Source organism: Metapseudomonas cellulosilytica (assembly GCF_049334135.1).
Taxonomy (GTDB): Bacteria; Pseudomonadota; Gammaproteobacteria; order Pseudomonadales; family Pseudomonadaceae; genus Metapseudomonas.
In genome coordinates this window covers 138,112-155,142 of the sequence record NZ_JBHZGN010000012.1, presented here as the reverse complement: position 1 = coordinate 155,142, position 17,031 = coordinate 138,112, and the positions used below count along the sequence as shown (strand labels likewise).

At 64.7% G+C, this 17,031-nt stretch carries 19 protein-coding genes; all 19 read left to right on the top strand.

Annotation, left to right across the window (positions count from 1 at the left end; translation table 11 throughout):
- The 19 genes from iscR to ACFW0H_RS16940 all read left to right on the top strand — a co-directional run bounded on the left by iscR (position 1) and on the right by ACFW0H_RS16940 (position 17,023).
- Entirely contained in the window at positions 1 to 498 is a 498-nt protein-coding gene (iscR, locus tag ACFW0H_RS17030) for a Fe-S cluster assembly transcriptional regulator IscR (RefSeq protein WP_069086425.1), read from the top strand.
- Between the two features lie 49 nt (positions 499 to 547).
- On the top strand, positions 548 to 1,762 hold the full coding sequence (locus ACFW0H_RS17025; RefSeq protein ID WP_422915048.1) for an IscS subfamily cysteine desulfurase: 1,215 nt from the start codon (positions 548 to 550) through the stop codon (positions 1,760 to 1,762).
- A 30-nt stretch (positions 1,763 to 1,792) separates the two neighbouring features.
- A complete protein-coding gene (gene iscU / locus ACFW0H_RS17020) occupies positions 1,793 to 2,179 on the top strand; it encodes a Fe-S cluster assembly scaffold IscU (protein WP_044871955.1) in 387 nt (128 codons plus the stop codon).
- A gap of 25 nt (positions 2,180 to 2,204) precedes the next feature.
- Positions 2,205 to 2,528 (top strand): iron-sulfur cluster assembly protein IscA, encoded by a 324-nt coding sequence (gene iscA / locus ACFW0H_RS17015; protein ID WP_422915047.1) that lies wholly within the window; start codon positions 2,205 to 2,207, stop codon positions 2,526 to 2,528.
- 7 nt (positions 2,529 to 2,535) lie between these two features.
- Entirely contained in the window at positions 2,536 to 3,057 is a 522-nt protein-coding gene (gene hscB / locus ACFW0H_RS17010; protein WP_422915046.1) for a co-chaperone HscB, read from the top strand.
- A 47-nt stretch (positions 3,058 to 3,104) separates the two neighbouring features.
- On the top strand, positions 3,105 to 4,964 hold the full coding sequence (hscA, locus tag ACFW0H_RS17005; protein WP_422915045.1) for a Fe-S protein assembly chaperone HscA: 1,860 nt from the start codon (positions 3,105 to 3,107) through the stop codon (positions 4,962 to 4,964).
- A gap of 7 nt (positions 4,965 to 4,971) precedes the next feature.
- The gene (gene fdx, locus ACFW0H_RS17000; protein WP_422915044.1) at positions 4,972 to 5,310 is read left to right on the top strand and encodes an ISC system 2Fe-2S type ferredoxin; all 339 of its coding nucleotides are present in this window, start codon (positions 4,972 to 4,974) and stop codon (positions 5,308 to 5,310) included.
- 10 nt (positions 5,311 to 5,320) lie between these two features.
- Positions 5,321 to 5,521 (top strand): Fe-S cluster assembly protein IscX, encoded by a 201-nt coding sequence (gene iscX / locus ACFW0H_RS16995; protein WP_422915043.1) that lies wholly within the window; start codon positions 5,321 to 5,323, stop codon positions 5,519 to 5,521.
- Between the two features lie 102 nt (positions 5,522 to 5,623).
- A complete protein-coding gene (gene ndk, locus ACFW0H_RS16990; protein ID WP_377690863.1) occupies positions 5,624 to 6,055 on the top strand; it encodes a nucleoside-diphosphate kinase in 432 nt (143 codons plus the stop codon).
- Positions 6,056 to 6,080: 25 nt separating this feature from the next.
- On the top strand, positions 6,081 to 7,229 hold the full coding sequence (rlmN, locus tag ACFW0H_RS16985) for a dual-specificity RNA methyltransferase RlmN (RefSeq protein WP_422915042.1): 1,149 nt from the start codon (positions 6,081 to 6,083) through the stop codon (positions 7,227 to 7,229).
- A 13-nt stretch (positions 7,230 to 7,242) separates the two neighbouring features.
- Positions 7,243 to 7,998 (top strand): type IV pilus biogenesis/stability protein PilW, encoded by a 756-nt coding sequence (gene pilW, locus ACFW0H_RS16980; RefSeq protein ID WP_422915041.1) that lies wholly within the window; start codon positions 7,243 to 7,245, stop codon positions 7,996 to 7,998.
- A complete protein-coding gene (locus ACFW0H_RS16975) occupies positions 7,995 to 9,080 on the top strand; it encodes a RodZ domain-containing protein (protein WP_422915040.1) in 1,086 nt (361 codons plus the stop codon). Before pilW ends, ACFW0H_RS16975 begins: the two co-directional genes overlap by 4 nt.
- A 3-nt stretch (positions 9,081 to 9,083) precedes the next feature.
- Positions 9,084 to 10,196, top strand: coding sequence for a flavodoxin-dependent (E)-4-hydroxy-3-methylbut-2-enyl-diphosphate synthase (gene ispG, locus ACFW0H_RS16970; RefSeq protein ID WP_422915039.1), 1,113 nt, complete (start codon positions 9,084 to 9,086; stop codon positions 10,194 to 10,196).
- Positions 10,197 to 10,211: 15 nt separating this feature from the next.
- Positions 10,212 to 11,501, top strand: a complete 1,290-nt coding sequence (hisS, locus tag ACFW0H_RS16965) for a histidine--tRNA ligase (protein ID WP_422915038.1) — start codon at positions 10,212 to 10,214, stop codon at positions 11,499 to 11,501.
- A gap of 31 nt (positions 11,502 to 11,532) precedes the next feature.
- A complete protein-coding gene (locus ACFW0H_RS16960; protein ID WP_422915037.1) occupies positions 11,533 to 12,171 on the top strand; it encodes a YfgM family protein in 639 nt (212 codons plus the stop codon).
- A 4-nt stretch (positions 12,172 to 12,175) separates the two neighbouring features.
- Positions 12,176 to 13,315 carry an outer membrane protein assembly factor BamB gene (gene bamB, locus ACFW0H_RS16955; RefSeq protein WP_422915036.1) on the top strand — a complete coding sequence of 380 codons (1,140 nt, stop codon included), beginning with the start codon at positions 12,176 to 12,178 and terminating at the stop codon, positions 13,313 to 13,315.
- 78 nt (positions 13,316 to 13,393) lie between these two features.
- Entirely contained in the window at positions 13,394 to 14,872 is a 1,479-nt protein-coding gene (gene der / locus ACFW0H_RS16950; RefSeq protein WP_422915035.1) for a ribosome biogenesis GTPase Der, read from the top strand.
- Between the two features lie 220 nt (positions 14,873 to 15,092).
- Positions 15,093 to 16,241: a pyridoxal phosphate-dependent aminotransferase gene (locus ACFW0H_RS16945; protein ID WP_422915034.1), complete on the top strand. Its 1,149-nt coding sequence runs from the start codon at positions 15,093 to 15,095 to the stop codon at positions 16,239 to 16,241.
- Positions 16,229 to 17,023 (top strand): amidohydrolase, encoded by a 795-nt coding sequence (locus tag ACFW0H_RS16940; protein WP_422915033.1) that lies wholly within the window; start codon positions 16,229 to 16,231, stop codon positions 17,021 to 17,023. The genes ACFW0H_RS16945 and ACFW0H_RS16940 overlap by 13 nt, the downstream gene beginning before the upstream one ends.
- Positions 17,024 to 17,031 lie beyond the last annotated feature (8 nt).

Sequence of the window (17,031 nt, the reverse complement as noted above, 5' to 3'; positions counted from 1 at the left end):
ATGCGACTGACCACCAAAGGCCGATACGCCGTCACCGCCATGCTCGACCTGGCGCTGCATGCGCAGCAGGGGCCGGTGTCCCTGGCGGATATCTCCGAGCGGCAGGGCATCTCCCTGTCCTATCTCGAACAGCTATTCGCCAAACTCCGCCGCGGCAATCTGGTCAGCAGTGTGCGCGGCCCCGGCGGTGGCTACCAGCTTTCCCGTGACATGCATGGCATTCACGTTGCCCAGGTCATTGATGCTGTCAACGAGTCGGTGGATGCCACGCGTTGCCAGGGCTTGGGTGACTGCCATTCCGGCGATACCTGCCTCACCCACCACCTCTGGTGCGACCTGAGTCTGCAGATCCACGAGTTCCTCAGTGGCATCAGCCTGGCCGACCTGGTCAACCGGCGTGAGGTCCAGGAGGTCGCTCAGCGGCAGGATCAACGCCGCTGTGGAAGCAATGGCAGGATGCCGCATCTCGATAAGATTGAAGCGTCCGCCATCGATTGAGCAGGGCGCCGGCCCGTGATTGGCCCCGATACCTGATAGGAGAGCCCAGATGAAATTGCCGATTTACCTCGACTACTCCGCCACTACGCCGGTGGACCCGCGCGTCGCTCAGAAGATGAGCGAGTGCCTGCTGGTGGACGGCAACTTCGGTAACCCGGCCTCGCGTTCCCACGTGTTCGGCTGGAAGGCTGAAGAGGCGGTGGAGAACGCCCGTCGTCAGGTGGCAGAGTTGATCAACGCCGACCCGCGCGAAATCGTCTGGACTTCCGGTGCGACCGAATCCGACAACCTCGCCATCAAGGGCGTGGCGCACTTCTACGGCGGCAAGGGCAAGCACATCATCACCTCGAAGATCGAGCACAAGGCGGTGCTGGACACCACCCGCCAGCTGGAGCGCGAAGGCTTCGAAGTGACCTACCTGGAGCCGGGTGACGACGGCCTGATCACGCCGAACATGGTCGAGGCTGCGCTGCGTGACGACACCATCCTGGTTTCGGTCATGCACGTGAACAACGAGATCGGCACCATCAACGACATCACCGCCATCGGCGAGCTGACCCGCGCCCGCGGCATCCTCTTCCATGTCGATGCCGCGCAGTCCACCGGCAAGGTGGATATCGACCTCGAGAAGATGAAGGTCGACCTGATGTCCTTCTCCGCGCACAAGACCTATGGCCCGAAAGGCATCGGTGCGCTTTACGTGCGTCGCAAGCCGCGCGTGCGCCTTGAAGCCATGATGCACGGCGGCGGCCACGAGCGCGGCATGCGCTCCGGCACCCTGGCCACCCACCAGATTGTCGGCATGGGCGAAGCCTTCCATATCGCCAAGCAGGAAATGGCGTCCGAGCGTGTGCGCATCAAGGCGCTGGCTGATCGCTTCTGGGCTCAGATCGACGGGATGGAGGAGCTTTACCTGAACGGTAGCGCCACCTCTCGTGTGCCGCACAATCTGAACGTCAGCTTCAACTACGTCGAGGGCGAGTCGCTGATCATGGCGCTCAAGGACCTCGCGGTATCTTCCGGTTCCGCCTGCACCTCGGCTTCCCTGGAGCCTTCCTATGTGCTGCGCGCACTGGGCCGCAACGATGAGTTGGCGCACAGCTCCATCCGCTTCACCTTTGGCCGCTTCACCACCGAGGAAGAGGTGGACTACGCCGCCAGCAAGATCCGTGATGCGGTAAACAAGCTCCGTGAACTGTCTCCGTTGTGGGATATGTATAAAGAGGGCGTCGACCTTTCCACGGTCGAATGGCAGGCGCACTGACGCCCCCCTGATGAGTGAGGAATAGGAACCATGTCGTACAGCGAAAAGGTCATCGACCACTACGAAAACCCGCGTAACGTCGGCAAGCTCGACGCGCAGGATCCCAATGTGGGCACCGGCATGGTCGGCGCCCCGGCTTGCGGCGACGTGATGCGCCTGCAGATCAAGGTCAACGAGCAAGGCGTTATCGAAGACGCCAAGTTCAAGACCTACGGCTGCGGCTCCGCCATCGCCTCCAGCTCCCTCGCCACCGAGTGGATGAAGGGCAAGACCCTGGACGAGGCGGCTGCCATCAAGAACACCACCATCGCCGAAGAACTGGCCCTGCCGCCGGTGAAGATCCACTGCTCGGTGCTGGCCGAGGACGCCATCAAGGCGGCCGTCCACGACTACAAGCAGAAGAAGGGTCTGCTCTAAGCGCTCGAACGAGTAAGGAGTTGCAATGGCCATCAGCATGACCGAATCCGCCGCCCGTCACGTGCAGCGTTCCATCGAGGGGCGCGGCAAGGGTGAAGGTATCCGTCTGGGGGTGCGTACGACTGGCTGCTCCGGTCTCGCCTACGTGCTGGAGTTTGTCGACGAACTGACTGCGGATGACCTGGTCTTCGAGAGTCACGGCGTCAAGGTGATCATCGATCCCAAGAGCCTGAGCTACCTCGATGGCACTGAGCTGGACTTCGTCCGCGAAGGGCTCAACGAAGGCTTCAAGTTCAATAACCCGAACGTACGTGGCGAATGTGGCTGCGGCGAGAGCTTCAACGTCTGAGGCGTGTGTGGGAAGTCCCTGTCATTTCGCTCTGTTCGACCTGAAGCCGGGTTATCGACTGGATCTCGACCAGCTTGCGGTGCGTTATCGCGAGCTGGCGCGCACCGTTCATCCCGACCGTTTCGCTGATGCGACCGAGCGCGAGCAGCGCCTGGCGCTGGAGCGCGCGGCGCAGCTCAACGATGCCTACCAGACGCTGAAGAGTGCGCCGCGGCGGGCGTTGTACCTGCTGGCCCTGAAGGGGCGCGAACTGCCACTCGAGGTCACGGTGCAGGACCCGCAGTTCCTGCTGCAGCAGATGCAGTGGCGCGAAGAGTTGGAGGAGTTGCACGACAGTGCCGACCTGGATGGCGTTGCTGCATTCAAGCGCCGGCTCAAGGTCGCCCAGGCTGAGCTGGATGGCGAATTCGCCGAGTGCTGGGACGATCCCGAGCGCCGCGAAGAGGCCGAGCGCCTGGTGCGCCGCATGCAGTTCATCGACAAGCTGACCCATGAAGTGCGCCAACTGGAAGAGCGCCTCGACGATTAACCCGCGATGCCGTCTTGGTTGCCGGTTCGCCTGATAAATAGACAAGCATGGCCTTACTGCAGATCGCTGAACCCGGGCAGAGCCCCCAGCCGCACCAGCGCCGTCTGGCGGTGGGTATCGACCTGGGTACCACCAATTCGCTGGTCGCTGCCGTGCGCAGCGGCGTCTCCGAGCCGCTGCCGGATGCAGACGGCCAGGTCATCCTGCCCTCTGCTGTTCGCTACCACGCCGACCGCGTCGAAGTCGGTCGCGGCGCCAAGCAGGCTGCTGCCAGCGACCCGCTGAATACCATTCTCTCGGTCAAGCGCTTCATGGGGCGCGGCCTGGAGGACGTCAAGCTGCTGGGCGAGCAGTTGCCCTACCGCTTCGTCGGTGGCGAATCCCACATGCCCTTCATCGAGACCGTGCAGGGCGCCAAGAGCCCGGTGGAGGTTTCCGCCGATATCCTCAAGGCCCTGCGTCAGCGCGCCGAGCAGACCCTGGGCGGTGAGCTGGTCGGTGCGGTGATCACCGTTCCGGCCTATTTCGATGAGGCCCAGCGCCAGGCCACCAAGGACGCGGCGCGTCTCGCCGGTCTGAGCGTCCTGCGTCTGCTCAACGAGCCCACGGCCGCGGCCGTGGCCTACGGCCTGGACAAGCAGGCCGAAGGCGTGGTCGCCATCTATGACCTGGGTGGCGGCACTTTCGATATTTCCATCCTGCGCCTGACTCGCGGCGTCTTCGAGGTCATGGCAACCGGCGGCGACAGCGCGCTGGGTGGCGACGATTTCGACCACGCCATCGCCGGCTGGATGGTTCAGCAGGCCGGTCTTTCCGCCGACCTGGATCCGGGTGCCCAGCGTAGCCTCCTGCGCGCCGCCTGCGATGCCAAGGAGGCCCTGACCCTCGTCGACAGCGTCGAGCTGGCCTACGGCGAGTGGCGCGGTGTGCTGACCCGTGCGCAGTTCGATGCGCTGATCGAGCCCATGGTGGCGCGTAGCCTCAAGGCCTGCCGCCGCGCCGTGCGCGATTCCGGCATCGATCTGGAAGAGGTCGAGGCCGTGGTCATGGTGGGTGGCTCCACCCGCGTTCCGCGGGTACGCGAGGCGGTGGCCGAGATGTTCGGTCGCGAGCCGCTGACCGATATCGACCCTGACCAGGTGGTGGCCATCGGCGCTGCGGTGCAGGCCGATACCTTGGCCGGCAACAAGCGCGGTGAAGAGCTGCTGCTGCTGGACGTGATCCCCCTGTCGCTTGGCCTGGAAACCATGGGTGGGCTGATGGAAAAGGTGATCCCGCGCAATACCACCATTCCGGTGGCTCGCGCCCAGGACTTCACCACCTACAAGGATGGCCAGACGGCCATGATGATCCACGTGCTCCAGGGCGAGCGCGAGCTGATCAAGGATTGTCGTTCCCTGGCACGGTTCGAGTTGCGTGGCATTCCGCCCATGGTGGCGGGCGCGGCGAAAATTCGTGTGACCTTCCAGGTGGACGCCGACGGCCTGCTGGGCGTGACCGCCCGTGAGCTCGGCTCCGGCGTCGAGGCGAGCATCCAGGTCAAGCCGTCCTACGGTCTGACCGACGGCGAGATCTCGCGCATGCTGCAGGATTCCTTCCAGTATGCCGGCGAAGACAAGGATGCCCGCGCCCTGCGCGAGCAGCAGGTCGAGGCCGAGCGCCTGCTGGAAGCTGTGCAGGCCGCTGTGGATGCCGATGGCGAGCGCCTGCTGGATGAAACCGAGCGCGCCGCCATCCTGGATTGCATGCAGGCCCTGCGCGAACTGGCCGCTGGCAGCGATGTCGTGGCCATCGAAGGGCAAATCAAGCGCCTGTCCCAGGTGACCGATGCCTTTGCTGCGCGTCGAATGGATGCCGCGGTGAAAGCGGCCCTGTCCGGCCGCCGACTCAACGAAATCGAGGATTGACCCAGAAATGCCGCAGATCATTTTCCTGCCCCATGCCGAGCATTGCCCCGAGGGCGCGGTGATCGAGGCGCAGCCGGGCGAAAGCATCCTGAAGGCCGCGCTGCGCAACGGCATCGATATCGAGCATGCCTGCGAGATGTCCTGTGCCTGCACCACGTGTCATGTGGTGGTGCGCGAGGGGTTCGACTCCATGGAGTCGTCCGACGAACTGGAAGACGACATGCTCGACAAGGCCTGGGGGCTGGAACCCCATTCCCGCCTGTCCTGCCAGGCGATAGTCGCCGACGAGGACCTGGTCGTGGAAATTCCGAAGTACACCATCAATCAGGTATCGGAAGGTCACTAAGGAGCACGATATGAGCCTGAAATGGACCGATGTGCTGGAAATCGCCATCCAGCTCGCCGAAACCAAGCCGGATGTCGATCCTCGCTACGTCAACTTCGTCGACCTGCACAACTGGATCCTGGCGCTGCCGGAGTTCTCCGATGACCCGCAGCGCGGTGGCGAGAAGGTGCTGGAAGCCATCCAGGCCGCCTGGATCGACGAAGCCGACTGACCGGCGCTTACCCCTGGGCTGCGGCCCTACGCATTTCCCCCTAACCCGCGTATAATTCGCGGGTTTAATTTTTCGCTTTAATCCTTGTTTCTGGAGTTTTCCATGGCTGTCGAACGTACTCTCTCCATCATCAAGCCGGACGCCGTTGCCAAGAACGTGGTTGGTGAGATCATCACCCGCTTCGAAAAGGCCGGCCTGCGCGTCGTTGCCGCCAAGATGGTGCAACTGTCCGAGCGTGAAGCCGGTGGCTTCTACGCCGAGCACAAAGAGCGCGGCTTCTTCAAGGACCTGGTGTCCTTCATGACCTCCGGTCCGGTTGTCGTTCAGGTCCTGGAAGGCGAGAACGCCATCGCCAAGAACCGTGAGCTGATGGGCGCCACCGATCCGAAGAAAGCCGACGCCGGCACCATCCGCGCCGACTTCGCCGTTTCCATCGACGAAAACGCCGTACACGGTTCGGATTCCGAGGCTTCCGCTGCTCGCGAAATCGCCTACTTCTTCGCCACCACCGAGGTGTGCGCTCGCACTCGCTGATAGCGACGGAGCGAGGGGTGAAGCCATGACTGAATCGACCGGTAAAGTGAACCTGCTGGGTCTGACCCAGCCGCAACTGGAAAGCTTCTTCGAGTCCATCGGGGAGAAACGCTTCCGCGCCGGTCAGGTGATGAAGTGGATTCACCACTTCGGCGTCGATGATTTCGACGCCATGAGCAATATCGGCAAGGCCTTGCGCGACAAGCTCAAGGCCTCTGCTGAAATCCGTGGCCCGGAAGTGGTCAGCCAGGACATCTCCAGCGATGGCACCCGCAAGTGGGTGGTCCGTGTGGCTTCCGGCAGCTGCGTCGAAACCGTGTACATCCCGCAAGGCGGCCGTGGCACCCTGTGTGTCTCGTCCCAGGCCGGCTGCGCGCTGGACTGCAGCTTCTGCTCCACGGGCAAGCAGGGTTTCAACAGCGACCTCACCGCCGCCGAAGTGATCGGCCAGGTGTGGATCGCCAACAAGTCCTTCGGGACCATTCCGGCGAAGATCGACCGTGCCATCACCAACGTGGTGATGATGGGCATGGGCGAACCGCTGCTGAATTTCGACAACGTGGTCGCCGCCATGAACATCATGATGGACGACCTCGGCTATGGCATCTCCAAGCGCAAGGTGACCCTTTCCACCTCGGGCGTGGCACCGATGATCGACAAGCTGGGCGAGGTGATCGACGTCTCCCTGGCGCTGTCTCTGCACGCGCCCAACGACCCGCTGCGCAACCAGTTGGTGCCGATCAACAAGAAGTATCCCCTGGCTGTGGTGCTCGATGCCTGTCGCCGCTACATCTCCCGTCTGGGTGAGAAGCGCGTGCTGACGATCGAATACACCCTGCTCAAGGACGTCAACGACCAGCCCGAACACGCGTCTGAGATGATCGAGCTGCTCAAGGACTTCCCCTGCAAGATCAACCTGATTCCGTTCAATCCCTTCCCGCACTCCGGCTACGAGCGGCCGAGCAACAATGCCATCCGCCGCTTCCAGGACCTGTTGCACAAGGCCGGGCACAATGTCACCGTCCGCACCACTCGCGGCGACGACATTGATGCCGCCTGCGGCCAGCTCGTGGGCCAGGTCATGGATCGTACGCGCCGCAGCGAGCGCTACATCGCCGTGCGCCAGCTGAGTGCCGAGGCGGAGGCCTCCCGCGACGCCGCGAACCGGAACTAGAGAAGGACACCCCATGACCCTGCGCGCTGCGCTGCTCCTGCTTTCTTCCACATTGCTCGCGGCCTGCGTGTCGACCGGCCAGGTCGACCCGATGAAGACCGACGAGGGCCGCGACGCAGCGCGTGACGCCTATATCAGACTGGGCATCGGCTACCTGAAAGAGGGTTCCACCGAGAACGCCAAGGTGCCGCTGAAACAGGCCCTGGATCTGGATCCCTCCAACGCCGACGCCCACACTGCCCTGGCCCTGGTGTTCCAGACCGAGAAGGAACCGGACCTTGCCGACCAGCACTATCGCAAGGCCCTTTCTTCCCGCAGCGATGCGCGAATCCTCAACAACTACGGCAGCTTCCTGTATGAACAGGGGCGTTACAAAGAGGCCTACGAGCGCTTCCAGCAGGCTACCGAGGACAACCTCTACCCTGAGCGTTCGCGAGTCTTCGAGAATCTGGGCCTGACTGCCCTGAAGATGAAGAACCCGGCGCTGGCCGAGCAGCATTTCGACAAGTCCCTGCGCCTGAACCGCAATCAGCCGCGCGCACTGCTGGAAATGGCCCAGCTGTCCTTCGATGAGAAGCAATACGTGCCGGCCCGCGACTACTACCAGCGTTACTCCCAGATCGCCCCGCAGAGCGCTCGCAGCCTGCTGCTGGGGGCGCGGCTGGCGACCATATTCGAAGACCGCGACCAGGCCGCGAGCCTCGGTCTGCAGTTGAAGCGACTTTATCCCGGCACGCCGGAATATCAGCAATACCTGTCGGAGCAATGATGAAAGCGTCGCATCCCGAAGCTGTAGCGGCGACCCGCGCCAATCCAGGTGAGACCCTGCGTCGAGGCCGTGAGAGCAAGGACTGGAGCCTGGGCGAGGTCGCCCGCCACCTGAACCTGACCGAGCAGGCCCTGCGTCAGCTCGAGGCGGGTGATTTCGACCAACTGCCGGGACATACCTTCGCCCGCGGCTACGTACGCGCCTACGCCAAGCTGCTGGGCATGGACCAGGCTGCCCTGGTGGCCGAGTTCGACCATTTCACCGGCACTGATGCCAAGGGCAGCAACGTGCACAGCCTGGGGCGCATCGAAGAGCCGGTGCGCCTTTCCCAGAGCGTGCTGCGCATCGTCAGTTTCATCATCCTGCTGGTGCTTGGCGCCGTGGGCTTCTTCTGGTGGCAGGAGCATTCCAGCCGCAACAGCGAAGAAGCCGCCGGCGTGAGCATCGAACATGTGGAAGTGGAAAGTGCCGATGGCACCACCCAGATCCACCCTCTGGATGAACCGGAAGACCAGGCTGTGGCCGAAGCCCAGGACGGCCAGGCTCCGGCTCCCGCCGATGTAGCGCCGGAAGAGACCGCCCAGCCCGCGCAGCAGCCGGCTGAAGGCGCCCCGGCAGCGCCGGCCGGCGAAACCGCCCCGGCACTGCCCGCCGCCTCCGTCCAGGCACCGGCTGTCGCCGCCGCTGCGACCGTGCCGGCCGTCCAGCCTTCCGCTCCGGCTGCCGTAGCGCCCACTGCGCCGGCCGCTGCGATGCCCACCGCTCCCGCCGCCCCGGCAACGCCTGCTGCAACCCCGGCACCTGCCGCGCCGACCGCCGCCCCGGTGGTCGCCCAGCAGGGCCAGGGCGTGGTGCGTATCCAGTTCACCGCCAATTGCTGGACCCAGGTCACCGATGCCAGCGGCAAGGTCCTGGTCAGTGGCCTCAAACGCACCGGCGACAGCCTGGAACTCGCCGGGAAGGCACCGCTGGACGTTCGCCTGGGCTTCGCCCGGGGCGCCCAGCTCAGCTACAACGGCCAGTCGGTCGATGTATCCCCTTACGTCCGTGGCGAAACGGCACGCCTGAAGCTGGGGCAATAAGCCATGCATTGCGAATCTCCGATTAAACGCCGCGTTTCGCGGAAAATCTGGGTCGGCTCGGTGCCGGTGGGCGGTGATGCGCCCATCGCCGTGCAGAGCATGACCAATACCGACACTTGCGACGTCGCCGCCACCGTTGGCCAGATCCAGCGCCTGGTGGATGCCGGCGTCGACATCGTCCGCGTCTCCGTACCGGACATGGACGCTGCTGAAGCCTTTGGCCGCATCAAGCAGCAGGTCCAGGTACCGCTGGTGGCGGACATCCACTTCGACTACAAGATCGCCTTGCGCGTCGCCGAACTGGGCGTCGATTGCCTGCGCATCAACCCGGGCAATATCGGCCGCGAGGACCGCGTCAGGGCCGTGGTGGACGCAGCCCGCGACAAGGGCATCCCGATCCGCATCGGCGTCAATGCAGGTTCCTTGGAGAAGGACCTGCAGAAGAAGTACGGCGAGCCGACCCCGCAGGCCCTGGTGGAGTCCGCCCTGCGCCATGTCGAGCACCTCGACAAGCTGGACTTCCAGGACTTCAAGGTCAGCGTGAAGGCCTCTGACGTGTTCATGGCCGTCGAAGCCTATCGCCTGCTCGCCAAGCAGATCGTGCAGCCGCTGCACCTGGGCATCACCGAAGCCGGTGGCCTGCGCTCGGGCACCGTGAAGTCCGCGGTGGGCCTGGGCATGCTGCTGGCCGAGGGCATCGGCGACACCATCCGCATTTCCCTGGCGGCGGACCCGGTGGAAGAGGTCAAGGTCGGCTTCGACATCCTCAAGTCCCTGCACCTGCGTTCCCGTGGCATCAACTTCATCGCCTGCCCGAGCTGCTCGCGGCAGAACTTCGATGTGGTCAAGACCATGAACGAGCTGGAAGGTCGTCTCGAAGACCTGCTGGTGCCGATGGACGTGGCCGTGATCGGCTGCGTGGTCAACGGTCCGGGCGAGGCCAAGGAAGCCCACATCGGGCTCACTGGCGGCACCCCGAACAACCTGGTCTACATCGACGGCAAGCCGGCGCAGAAGCTGAACAATGACAACCTGGTGGACGAGCTGGAACGGCTCATCCGCGAAAAGGCGGCCGCCAAGGCCGAAGCTGACGCGGCGCTGATCGCCCGTAGCTGAGATTAAGGAACCTTCGTGAGCAAGACCCTGCAAGCCATTCGTGGCATGAACGACATCCTGCCGGAGCAGACGCCCACCTGGCGTTACCTGGAGAACACCCTGGCCGAGCTGCTGGATGGCTACGGCTACCAGGAAATCCGCCTGCCGATTCTCGAGTTCACCGAGCTCTTCGCCCGCGGCATCGGCGAAGGCACCGACGTGGTCGACAAGGAGATGTACACCTTCCTCGACCGCAACGAAGAGTCCCTGACCCTGCGTCCCGAAGGCACCGCGAGTTGCGTGCGCGCCATGCTCGAGCACGGCCTGATCGGTGGCGGCCAGGTGCAGAAGCTCTGGTACGCCGGCCCGATGTTCCGCTACGAGAAACCGCAGAAGGGGCGCTACCGCCAGTTCCACCAGATCGGCGTGGAAGTCTTCAACCTGCCCGGGCCGGACATCGATGCCGAGCTGATTGTGCTCACCTGGCGCCTGTGGCAGAAGCTCGGCCTGGCCGACTCCGTGACGCTGCAGCTCAACAGCCTGGGTTCCAGCGAGGCCCGTGCCCGCTACCGCGACGCCCTGGTGGCCTACCTCCAGGAGCGTTACGACCTGCTCGACGAAGACAGCCAGCGCCGCCTGACCACCAACCCGCTGCGCATTCTCGACAGCAAGAACGGCGGCACCCAGGCCCTGCTGGTGGACGCGCCGACCCTGCACGATTACCTGGACGAGGAGTCCGTGGCCCACTTCGAGGGCCTCAAGGCGCGCCTGGACGCCGTGGGCATCCGTTACGAAATCAACCAGAAGCTGGTGCGCGGCCTGGACTACTACGGCCGCACCGTCTTCGAGTGGGTCACCGACAAGCTCGGTGCCCAGGGCACCGTCTGCGCCGGTGGCCGCTATGACGGCCTGGTCAGCCAGTTCGGCGGCAAGCCGACTCCGGGCGTGGGCTTCGCCATGGGTGTGGAGCGCCTGGTGCTGCTGCTGGAAACCCTCGGCCTCGTGCCGGAAGAGCTGAACACCCCGGCCGATATCTACATCTGTGCCTTTGGCGAGCCGGCTGAACTGGCCGCCCTGGCCCTGGCCGAACGCCTGCGCGATGCGCTGCCGGGCTTGCGCCTGCTGGTCAACGCCGCGGCTGGCAGCTTCAAGAGCCAGTTCAAGAAGGCTGACAAGAGCGGTGCCCGCTACGCACTGATCCTGGGGGACGACGAACTGGCCAAGCGCGTGGTAGGTTGCAAGCCGCTGCGCGACGACAGCGAACAACAAAGCATTGCCTGGGATGCTCTGGCCGAGCATCTCGCAGCCCGCCTGAAGCGGGCTTGAGCATCCAAAGATCAGGAGTACGGGGTTAAGCATGCAGACTGAAGAAGAACAGATTGCGCAGTTCAGGGACTGGTGGCAGCGCAACGGCAAACCCATGCTCACCGGCGGCGCACTGGCGCTGGTGGTGGTCTTCGGTTGGCAGGCCTGGCAGAAGTACCAGACCAACCAGGCCCAGGGCGCTTCCATCATCTACCAGCAACTGCTGGAGACTGCGCTGAACCCCGGCGGCACCCCCGATTCCGCCAAGGTGGCGGAACTGGCCGGCAAGCTGAAGAGCGACTTCGGTGGCAGCCACTACGCCCAGTACGGCAGCTTGTTCGTGGCCAAGGTCGCGGTCGAGTCCGGCAAGCTGGACGATGCCGCTGCCGAGCTCAAGTCGGTGCTCGACAAGCCTGCCGACGCCACCCTGGGCGAGCTGGCACGCCAGCGCCTGGCCCGTGTCCTGGCTGCCCAGGGCAAGGCCGAGGATGCCCTCAAGCTGCTCGAAGGCGATGCCGACAAGGCCTTCCTCGCCAGCCGCGAAGAACTCAAGGGTGACCTGCTGGTCCAGCTGGGTCGTGCCGACGACGCCCACGCCGCCTACCAGAAGGCGAAGGACGCGCTGCCCGAAGATGCCGCCGTGGGTGGCCTGCAGATGAAGCTCGACGACCTGGCGAAAGGGGACGCGTGACGTGATGCGCTGGAAGAATGCCGCAGTGCTGGCCCTGGCCATTCTGGCCGTGGGCTGCAGCAGCAACAGCAAGAAGGAACTGCCGCCGGCCGAGCTGCCCGATATCACCGAGGAAGTGAAGCTGGACAAGGGCTGGAGCCGCTCGATCGGCGATGGCCAGGGTGAGAGCTACAACCTGCTGGTGCCCGCCATCGATGGCGACACCATCTATGCCTCCGACATCAACGGCGAGGTCATGGCGATCAATCGCTTCAATGGCGACGTGATCTGGAAGAAGGACCTCGAACTGCCGGTTTCCGGCGCGGTGGGTGTGGGCTACGGCCTGGTCATGCTGGGCACCCTGAAAGGCGAAGTCATCGCCCTGGACGCCAGCAACGGCGAGGAACGCTGGCGCGCCCGGGTCAACGGCGAAGTGCTCGCCCCGCCGGCCAGCAATGGCGACGTCGTGGTGGTACAGACCCAGAACGACACCCTGTTCGGCTTCGATGCCGCCACCGGCAACCAGCGCTGGATCTACGAAAATACCCCGGCGGTGCTGACTCTCCGTGGCACCGGCGCCCCCATCGTCACCAACAACCTGGCGGTGGCCGGCCTGTCCACCGGCAAGGTGCTCGCCCTGGACATCCAGCGCGGCATTCCGGTGTGGGAACAGCGCGTGGCCGTGCCGCAGGGCCGTTCCGAGCTGGAACGCGTGGTGGATATCGACGGCGGCCTGCTGCTGTCCGGTGGCACCCTCTACCTGGTCACCTACCAGGGCCGCGTCGCCGCCCTGGACCTGGAAAGCGGCCGTGTCCTCTGGCAGCGCGAGGCGTCCAGCTACGCCGGCGTCGCCCAGGGCTTCGGCAACGTCTACGTCAGCCTGGCCAACGGCACGGTGGAAGGCGTGGATGAGCGTTCCGCCTCCGCCCTGTGGAGCAACGACGCCCTGGCCCGTCGCCAGCTGTCGGCCCCGGAAGTCTTCTCCAGCTACGTGGCCGTGGGTGACTTCGAAGGCTACCTGCACCTGCTGAGCCAGGTGGACGGCCATTTCGTCGGCCGCGTGAAGATCGACGGCGACGGCCTGCGTGCCCGTCCGCTGGTGGTCGGCGAATGGATGTATGCCTATGGCAATGGCGGCAAGCTGGTCGGCCTGACCATCCGCTAAGCTCAAGGCTGATGTGTGGCCGCTGTCGTCAAACGGCAGCGGCCTTTGTGTTTTCTGAAATAACCAGTGGAGAGCCTCATGGTTCCCGTAATCGCCCTGGTGGGTCGGCCCAACGTCGGCAAGTCCACCCTGTTCAACCGCCTGACCAAGACCCGCAACGCGATTGTCGCGGAATACGCAGGTCTGACCCGTGACCGCCAGTACGGCGAGGCGAAGTGGCAGGGTCGTACCTATATCGTCATCGATACCGGGGGTATCTCCGGTGACGAAGAGGGCATCGATGCCAAGATGGCCGAGCAGTCCCTGCAAGCCATCGAGGAAGCTGACGCGGTGCTGTTCATGGTCGATTCCCGCGCCGGCATGACCGCCAGCGACCAGATGATCGCCGAGCACCTGCGCAAGCGGAACAAGCGCAGCTTCCTCGTGGCCAACAAGGTCGATACCGTCGATCCGGACATCGCCCGCGCCGAGTTCAGCCCCCTGGGCCTGGGCGACGCACTGCCGATCGCCGCCGCCCATGGCCGTGGCATCAGCCAGATGCTCCAGGCCGCACTGGGTGAGTTCCCGCGCGATGACGGCGCGGATGAGGAGGAAGCCGCCGAGGCCGAGGCAGTCGCCGAAGGCGAAGAGGCCAAACGCATCCCCGGTCCGAGCGAGAAGGATGGCATCAAGATCGCCATCATCGGCCGCCCCAACGTTGGCAAGTCCACCCTGGTCAACCGCATGCTCGGCGAGGAGCGGGTGATCGTCTACGACCAGGCTGGCACAACGCGCGACAGCATCTACATCCCCTTCGAGCGCAACGAAGAGAAGTACACCCTGATCGACACCGCCGGCGTGCGCCGTCGTGGCAAGATCTTCGAGGCGGTGGAAAAGTTCTCCGTGGTCAAGACCCTGCAGGCCATCCAGGACGCCAACGTGGTGATCTTCGTGATGGACGCCCGTGAAGGCGTGGTCGAACACGACCTCAATCTGCTGGGCTTCGTGCTGGAGACCGGCCGCGCGCTGGTCATCGCCCTGAACAAGTGGGACGGCATGGAACCGAGCGAGCGCGACTACGTGAAGACCGAGCTGGAGCGCCGGCTGTTCTTCGTCGACTTCGCCGACATCCATTTCATCTCCGCGCTGCACGGTACCGGCGTCGGCCACCTGTACAAGTCGGTGCAGGAGTCCTTCCGCTCGGCCATCACCCGCTGGCCCACCAGCCGCCTGACGCAGATCCTCGAGGACGCGGTGCAGGAGCACCAGCCGCCGCTGGTCAACGGTCGCCGGATCAAGCTGCGCTACGCCCACCTGGGTGGCGCCAACCCGCCGCTGATCGTGATCCACGGCAACCAGGTCGAGTCGGTGCCCAAGTCCTACTCGCGCTACCTGGAGAACACCTACCGGCGCGTGCTCAAGCTGGTCGGCACGCCGATCCGCATCGAGTACAAGGGGGGCGAGAACCCCTACGAGGGCAAGAAGAACGTCCTGACCGAGCGCCAGGTGAACAAGAAGCGCCGTCTGATGTCGCACCACAAGAAGGCCGAGAAGAAGCGCCGCGACAAGAATCGCTGATCCCGTCCGGACCGGAAGAGGGCGCCTAATGGGCGCCCTTTTCCATTCCCTGGATATATCGCCGACGTAGGTTGGGCTGAGGCACGAAGCCCAACGGGGCTCGGGTGGGCAAGACCTCGTTGGGCCTCGCTACGCTCGGCGCCAACCTACGGGAAGTGCGCCTGCTTGCGGTCCCGCGTTAAGCTATGGGCTTCTTCCCAGTCGCCAGCAGCCTGATGAAATGATCACCAGCAAGTTGCCCAATGTCGGCACCACCATCTTCACCCGTATGTCCCAGCTCGCCGCAGAAGTCGGCGCCATCAACCTGTCCCAGGGTTTTCCGGACTTTTCCGCGCCGGCCGCCCTGTGCGAGGCGGTCGGCCAGCACATCGCTGCCGGGCATAATCAGTACGCCCCGATGACCGGCCTGCCGGCCCTGCGCGAGCAGGTGGCCGCCAAGGTCGCGACTTTCTATGGCCGCGCGGTCAGTGCTGACACCGAGGTAACCATCACCCCCGGTGCCACCGAGGCCATCTTCTGCGCCATCCAGGCGGTGGTGCGCGCCGGCGACGAGGTGATCGTCCTCGACCCCTGCTACGACAGCTACGAGCCCTCAGTGGAACTGGCCGGCGGCCGCTGCGTGCACGTGCCCCTGGCACTGCCGGGCTTCTCCATCGACTGGCAACGCATGCGCGATGCCCTCAGCCCGCGCACCCGCATGATCATCATCAACAGCCCGCACAACCCCAGCGGTGTGCTGATCTCCCTCGCCGAACTGGACCAGTTGGCCGAGCTGATCCGTGGCCGCGACATCTACCTGGTGTCGGACGAGGTCTACGAACACCTGGTGTTCGACGGCGTCCGCCATGTCAGCGTGCTGGCCCATGACGAACTCTATGATCGCGCCTTCGTGGTCAGCTCCTTCGGCAAGACCTACCACGTCACCGGCTGGAAGACCGGCTACGTGGTGGCGCCGCCGGCCCTGTCCGCCGAGCTGCGCAAGGTTCATCAGTACGTCAACTTCTGCGGCGTGACGCCGCTGCAGTGGGCGCTGGCCGACTTCATGGCCGCGCATCCGGAGCACCTTGCCGAGCTGCCCGGCTTCTACCAGGCCAAGCGTGACCTCTTCTGCGACCTGCTGGTCGGATCGCGCTTCAGTTTCACCCGCTCCGCCGGCACTTACTTCCAGCTGGTGGACTACAGCGCCATCCGCGACGACCTGGACGATGTGGCCATGTCCGAGTGGCTGACCCACGAGCACGGCGTGGCCGCTATCCCGGTCTCGGTGTTCTACCAGCAGCCGCCCAAGGACCTGCGCCTGGTGCGCTTCTGCTTCGCCAAACGTGAGGAGACGCTGCGTCAGGCAGCGGAAAAACTATGCGCGATCTGACCACGCTGCCCGACCTCAGGCTGGCCCTGGTACAGACCACCCTGGCCTGGCACGACTGCGCCGCCAACCATGCTCACTTCGAGGCCCTGCTGGCGCAGGCGAAGGGTGCCGACCTGATTGTCCTGCCGGAGATGTTCACCACCGGCTTTTCCATGGACTCGGAAGCGCTGGCCGAACCCGAACAGGGCCCGACCCATGCCTGGCTGCGCGAGCAGGCGCGGCGCCTGGATGCGGTGATCACCGGCAGTGTGATCATCCAGGCCGCCGACGGCAGCCATCGCAACCGCCTGCTCTGGGCGCGCCCGGACGGCGAGGTGCTGCACTACGACAAGCGCCATCTGTTCCGCATGGCCGGTGAGCACAAGCACTACACCCCCGGCGAAACCCAGGCGCTGTTCGAGGTCAAGGGCTGGCGGGTGCGTCCGCTGATCTGCTACGACCTGCGCTTCCCCGTGTGGAGCCGCGACCCCCACGACACCGACCTGTTGCTCTACACCGCCAACTGGCCGGCCGCGCGCCGCCATCACTGGAATCGTCTGCTGCCGGCACGCGCCATCGAGAACCTCTGCTACGTGGCGGCGGTGAACCGGGTGGGTGCCGACGGCAAGGGCTACGCCTACAGTGGCGACAGCCAGGTGCTGGATTTCCAGGGGGAAAGCCTGCTGGATGCCGGAGATGCCGATGGCGTGTTCTCCATCAGTCTGTCCGCTGCGCAACTGGCAGCCTACCGCGAGCGTTTCCCGGCGATGCGCGACGCGGATGGCTTCGACCTGCACCTCTGATAGCGGGG

Bases quoted from the DNA above. Each gene is read 5' to 3' on its own strand.
- iscR (WP_069086425.1), top strand. From the start codon at position 1: ATGCGACTGACCACCAAAGGCCGATACGCCGTCACCGCCATGCTCGAC.
- ACFW0H_RS17025 (WP_422915048.1), top strand. From the start codon at position 548: ATGAAATTGCCGATTTACCTCGACTACTCCGCCACTACGCCGGTGGAC.
- iscU (WP_044871955.1), top strand. From the start codon at position 1,793: ATGTCGTACAGCGAAAAGGTCATCGACCACTACGAAAACCCGCGTAAC.
- iscA (WP_422915047.1), top strand. From the start codon at position 2,205: ATGGCCATCAGCATGACCGAATCCGCCGCCCGTCACGTGCAGCGTTCC.
- hscA (WP_422915045.1), top strand. From the start codon at position 3,105: ATGGCCTTACTGCAGATCGCTGAACCCGGGCAGAGCCCCCAGCCGCAC.
- fdx (WP_422915044.1), top strand. From the start codon at position 4,972: ATGCCGCAGATCATTTTCCTGCCCCATGCCGAGCATTGCCCCGAGGGC.
- iscX (WP_422915043.1), top strand. From the start codon at position 5,321: ATGAGCCTGAAATGGACCGATGTGCTGGAAATCGCCATCCAGCTCGCC.
- ndk (WP_377690863.1), top strand. From the start codon at position 5,624: ATGGCTGTCGAACGTACTCTCTCCATCATCAAGCCGGACGCCGTTGCC.
- rlmN (WP_422915042.1), top strand. From the start codon at position 6,081: ATGACTGAATCGACCGGTAAAGTGAACCTGCTGGGTCTGACCCAGCCG.
- pilW (WP_422915041.1), top strand. From the start codon at position 7,243: ATGACCCTGCGCGCTGCGCTGCTCCTGCTTTCTTCCACATTGCTCGCG.
- ACFW0H_RS16975 (WP_422915040.1), top strand. From the start codon at position 7,995: ATGATGAAAGCGTCGCATCCCGAAGCTGTAGCGGCGACCCGCGCCAAT.
- ispG (WP_422915039.1), top strand. From the start codon at position 9,084: ATGCATTGCGAATCTCCGATTAAACGCCGCGTTTCGCGGAAAATCTGG.
- ACFW0H_RS16960 (WP_422915037.1), top strand. From the start codon at position 11,533: ATGCAGACTGAAGAAGAACAGATTGCGCAGTTCAGGGACTGGTGGCAG.
- bamB (WP_422915036.1), top strand. From the start codon at position 12,176: ATGCGCTGGAAGAATGCCGCAGTGCTGGCCCTGGCCATTCTGGCCGTG.
- der (WP_422915035.1), top strand. From the start codon at position 13,394: ATGGTTCCCGTAATCGCCCTGGTGGGTCGGCCCAACGTCGGCAAGTCC.
- ACFW0H_RS16945 (WP_422915034.1), top strand. From the start codon at position 15,093: ATGATCACCAGCAAGTTGCCCAATGTCGGCACCACCATCTTCACCCGT.
- ACFW0H_RS16940 (WP_422915033.1), top strand. From the start codon at position 16,229: ATGCGCGATCTGACCACGCTGCCCGACCTCAGGCTGGCCCTGGTACAG.